This window comes from Scopulibacillus darangshiensis (assembly GCF_004341035.1).
GTDB classification, from domain to species: domain Bacteria; phylum Bacillota; class Bacilli; order Bacillales; family Sporolactobacillaceae; genus Scopulibacillus; species Scopulibacillus darangshiensis.
Genome location: NZ_SLXK01000080.1, coordinates 1 through 3,711 on the forward strand (window position 1 = coordinate 1; position 3,711 = coordinate 3,711).

General features: G+C 29.2%; 2 protein-coding genes and 1 pseudogene. All 3 read left to right on the top strand.

Features of this window, described 5'->3' with window-relative positions; translation table 11 throughout:
• Nucleotides 1–137: 137 nt before the first annotated feature.
• Nucleotides 138–428, top strand: a pseudogene (locus EV207_RS22735) (ROK family protein); the annotation flags it as partial.
• A gap of 34 nt (nucleotides 429–462) precedes the next feature.
• A complete protein-coding gene (locus EV207_RS22740) occupies nucleotides 463–2,715 on the top strand; it encodes a bifunctional glycosyltransferase/CDP-glycerol:glycerophosphate glycerophosphotransferase (RefSeq protein WP_165887050.1) in 2,253 nt (750 codons plus the stop codon).
• A gap of 19 nt (nucleotides 2,716–2,734) precedes the next feature.
• Nucleotides 2,735–3,652: a glycosyltransferase family 2 protein gene (locus EV207_RS22745; protein WP_132748734.1), complete on the top strand. Its 918-nt coding sequence runs from the start codon at nucleotides 2,735–2,737 to the stop codon at nucleotides 3,650–3,652.
• The last annotated feature ends 59 nt before the right edge of the window (nucleotides 3,653–3,711 follow it).

The following is a 3,711-nucleotide window of genomic DNA, read 5'->3' on the forward strand; positions in this document are numbered from 1 at the left end:
GAAGAAACTGTATTTACCAATGAATTTCTTAAATTCGCGAACTTTTACAGGTTTGAACCGCAGGCGTGTAACGCCTATTCAGGTAATGAAAAAGGTATGCCGATCTAAATGGATTAGATGTATCTACTGTAAATGCTGAAGAAATATTTATGGATGCTGAAGAGGGGGGGATTCTTTCAAAACATATAATCCATAACTTCTATCAATATATTGCTCAGGGCATATCCAATCTTAAATGGATCTTTGACCCGGAAGCCATTTATATTGGAGGTGGTATTACAAACAGAAAGCAATTTCTCGGTGAATTAAATGAACACTTATTTTATTTAGGAATTGACAATAAAAAATTCAAAATCGATATATGTCACTTTAAGAATAACGCTGGTTTAGTAGGAGCTTTATATCATCATATTCACGCTAAAAACTAAGAATCATAGATATTTAGAATGGAGAATGGAATGTATGTATATTGACATTTCAGTAATAATTCCGGTATATAACGTTGAAATGTTTATCAATGAGGCATTAGATTCAGTTGCTAATCAAAAATTTAAAGGGACAGTAGAGATCATTGTTATTGATGACTGTTCTACAGACAACACACTGGATCTAGTTAAGGATTTTCAAAAAAATCACTCCGAATTATCGATGAAAGTCTTAAAACAGGAAACAAATAAGAAACAAGGTGCAGCACGGAATAGGGGTATTAGGGAATCAATAGGTAAATATATATTTTTTCTTGATGGAGATGACTTTTTGGACCCAAATGCTTTTCAAAAAATGTACGAAAAAGGTGAAGATTTAAACTGTGATTTTGTACTTTGTGACTGGGCTTATTATTACCAAGATAATAGGATTAAATACGTTAACAATGATCTATTTCTATTCAAAGATATTTTAAAGGGAAAAGCATGTGAGGATCTATACCAAGCTACCACTTATTTTACTGTAAATAAATTATACCGTAGGGACTTTTTATTAAAAAATAATATAGGGTATGGCGAAGGATATATTTATGAGGATTTTGAATTCTATGTAAAAGTTGCCCAACATGCAACTGCAATTGGTATTATTCAAAATCCATATTATAAGGTAAGAGTAAATGAGTATTCTACTACAAAGAGTGATACGAAAAGTACAACACATATTGTTTCTTATCTTAAGGCTGTTGAAAATAGTATTGTAGATTTCAATCCAAGAGCTGATGCTTCATATTATCATCTATTTAAACATTTGATTCAAAAGACCTTATTTTATTCAGAGACTAGAGCTCCTTTTGGTTATAAAAAACGGACTTTAAAAAAGGTCTTGACTATTCTTAATAACAAAAACAAAAATTATTTTGTTCCTTTAAACATTATTCCACTTAATCATTTATATTTCAGAAGAAGATATGTTCAAAATGAGAAAATAAATTCAATCCTTTTTGTTAATTGGCTTCAATCAAAAGGAAAGTTAGTCAAATTATTTAGATTTGCACAACGCAATAAACAAAAGGTTATAAATTCAAAATTAGTAAAGAGCTTCAAGGAAACTGATTATTATAAAAAAAAGAAAAAAAGGGAATTTAGAGAAAGCATTAATACGTATTTTAAAAGGCCTATAAACAATAATACAATTCTTTTTTTGGGTTTTGACTACCGATACGTTGGGAATTCGAAGTATTTATTTGATTATCTAAAAGAAAATGGGAGTCATTTAAATATTTATTTTGTGACAAAAAATAAAAATGTTCCCGTTGAATATCGCGTGACCCCAAGAAGTTTAAAATTTTATGAAGTGCTAGCAAAATCAAAAATTGTTTTTGCCGAGAGTTGGGTTCCTTTAGATTTTAGAAAAAGAGAAGAATCAGTTTGGATTCAATTATGGCATGGAACCCCATTTAAAAAACTTTTATTTGATAGTCATGAAACCTTTATATCTAGATATAACAGGAATCATAAAAGACAAAAACAAAATGATATTTCTAGATGGGATTATGTTCTAGCAGATTCATCTGAGGGCAAAGAAAAATTATCCTCTGCTTTTGATATTAATTCGCAAAGAATTCTTAACTATGGGTATACAAGGGTAAAATGGTTGATTGATAATAAAGAGAATGTGGGCCTTAAAACCGAAATTAGGGAACAATTGAGAATTCCCAATGATAAGAGGATAATCCTCTACGTACCAACTTGGAGAGACTACAATTTCAAGCAAAAAAATCCCAACCTCTCTTATTTATTAGACCTTCAAAAATTTGGAGCTGAATTACAAGATGATTACGTCATTATAAATAAACAACATAGTATGGGTAATTTTAAAATTGATGGAGATTTTGTTGTTACTCCTAATGAAAGTATTGAAGTCCAAAAGTTGATACTAATTTCTGATTTAATTATTAGTGACTATTCCTCTATTATTTTTGATGCTATGGCGATAGGAGTGCCATTTTATCTTTATATTAATGACTATGAAAAGTATAAAGATGCAAGAGGTGTTTATGAAGATATGGATAGGATTTTAAGTGCCTTTTATGTAGATAATATAGAGGACTTAGTAGAAAAAGTTCAGTCAATCATGTATAACTACCCAGCTGAAAATTATGATTTAGCTAAAGGGTTATACAGTAATTCTCAATTTAATAATTCTTATGAAGATATCGTTGATAAGATCTATGAAATACAAAATAAAAAAAGAGCTGTCGATGGACACGCACCCAAAGTGTTTATTTAACAAAGGGATAGTGATCTGAATGTTATTTTCTATTATAATCCCAATATTTAACTCTGAAAATTATTTAAAAGAAACTATTGAAAGTGTTGTAAATCAAACATTATCTTTTAAAGAAAATATTGAGTTGATTTTGATAAATGATGGAAGCACTGATTTTAGTAAAGAAATTTGTCTGGAATATAAAACCAAATATCCTGCCAATATAAAATATATTTATATGGAAAACTCAGGACCTAGCAAGGCGAGAAATTCCGGTCTTAAACTGTTATCGAAAGACAGCAAGTTTATAACTTTCCTTGACGCTGATGACAAGTTAGCTAAAAATGCAATTGAGGAAGTTCAAAAGTTTTTCTATGCAAATGGGAACATTAATGTGATTTCAATTCCGGTTTTTTATTTTGAAAGAGAACAAGGGCCACATAAGTTAAACTATCGATTCGAAAAAGGGCCAAGAGTAATTGATATTTTAAGGGATTATAAGTCACCACAATATTATATTGGGGGTGTATTTTTAAGAAAAGATTTTATAGATAAAAACGATATTCATTTTGATGAAATCCTTTTATTTTGGGAAGATGCATTATTTGTAAATAAAGTAATTTTGGCCGAAAGCAAATATGGCGTTATTAATAATACTGCTTATTGGTATCGAAAAAGAAAATCCAGCAATTCCATAGTTGATAGAGTATGGATGAGTAAGCAACGTTATACCTACTTATTAAAAGAAGGTTATATTAAATTAATCAAATTATCTTTTGAATTATTCGGTAGTGTTATCCCGTATGTTCAATACTTAATAATTTATCATATGAGATTATTTCTCTTAAAAAAAAATAATAAAAGGTTAACCCAGTTATTAAATAATAATGAAAAGAAAGAATTTATAGAAGCGGTTAAATATAGCTTCTTCGCTAAAATCTATGGGTTTGAAGACTAGATTCCTTGACAATACTAGGTATTAAACTATGAAAATACCTAGGAGTGAACTTAAAAATG